At 44.8% G+C, this 1,305-nt stretch carries 1 protein-coding gene and 1 pseudogene; both read left to right on the top strand.

Annotation, left to right across the window (positions count from 1 at the left end; all coding sequences use genetic code 11):
- The first annotated feature begins 381 nt into the window (after nt 1–381).
- Nucleotides 382–690, top strand: a complete 309-nt coding sequence (locus AC2JBO_RS44965) for a hypothetical protein (protein ID WP_496960093.1) — start codon at nt 382–384, stop codon at nt 688–690.
- Between the two features lie 12 nt (nt 691–702).
- Nucleotides 703–1,305, top strand: a pseudogene (locus AC2JBO_RS44960) (DEAD/DEAH box helicase family protein); the annotation flags it as partial.

Below are 1,305 nucleotides of genomic sequence, written 5' to 3'. Positions count from 1 at the left end.
GGTAAAGAATTTGACCATTAGGAGTTGTATTTTCTTGCTCATAAGTATTTGATTTTTTCGATTGTATTAATTTATCAACCTTCTCTTTGACTTCTAATAATTGTTCTAAGCTAAAATTATCCAACTCAGCCAGAAGTTCTGGTGATGTGTAAAATTTCATAGTCTTAAATTCCTAAACACTCTAACTATTTTACAGAAGTTACCCCCAAAGATAACGCGCGGGTTGAGGGGTTCCTAGATGCCCTTTTTAAAAATGCTAATACCCTCGCCGTAGCGTCTAGTACGTTTACGGTTGGCTCAATTATGGCAGGAAGCTTCGCGGTTGCGCGGATTATCGCCATCCCTGCCTACGTTTGTACCATTGGTTACTCTGTTGCAGTGATGACCACGGTAATTGCAGCATTTGAGCAGTTTAGCGGCGCCGTATCAGAGAAAGGTTTCAGCATTGAGCTAAATCCAGACTTCTGGAAATCTATAAGTCGTGCCACAACCATCGCCAGTGTGGGATTTTTTGCCCTGCGTCCCCATTGGGAGGCACAGGACCGCGCCATCAAAGGGAACGAGCGTTACTACAGCCAACAACAGGAATTTACCAACCCCGTGCAGCAAAATGCACCCGATTACATGGGTTACGGCGTTGCAGTAGCAATCACTGCAATACTTGTTTTCTTACTTAGACGCAGAAAGTAGCCATGTCACAAAATGAACAGTTTCAACTTGAACACTCCGGTGATTGATACGGTACTGCCCAACCCAAAGCAATCACGCCAAAATCTATTAAATTTGGGCTGCATGGGCATTGGTACTTTACTACTGGCAGGCGCCTTCTACGGTACTGACATCAGGTACTACGAATACTCATATCAACCCACACCCTTTGAACTACGCAGCCACATCCAAAAGCACCGCGACGAGGCTTTTAGGCTAGAGCAGGAGTATAAAAAGCAGCTAACCGACTGGCAGCAGGCACAGAAAATAGGCTGGAAAACGCCCAAACCTGTAAAGCCTAAATACCATGTCCCAACCCCAGAAGAGGCGTTGAACCAGCTTAAAAACGATAAATCAAACTACTACCTAGTTCCAACTTGGGCAGTAGAAGCAGAAGGCGAAAGTTTGCCGACCAATCCTGAGTACCGTAAAGGTAAGTTACCAAAACTACCGCGAGAAATTGCTGAGAAGGATGGTTATGGCAAGCCGTACCTAAAAACAGTCAATGACGAACCTTACAACCCTTACAAAGCACTTCTAGGTTTTGGTGCGGCGGTGTGTTTCGGGTATGTTTCAGTACAAGCAAATGATAGGGTA

It is taken from the genome of Calothrix sp. CBUCES-K 9914 (assembly GCF_059640475.1).
This window is presented reverse-complemented; position numbering and strand designations above follow the sequence as displayed.

Bases quoted from the DNA above. Each gene is read 5' to 3' on its own strand.
- AC2JBO_RS44965 (WP_496960093.1), top strand. From the start codon at position 382: ATGACCACGGTAATTGCAGCATTTGAGCAGTTTAGCGGCGCCGTATCA.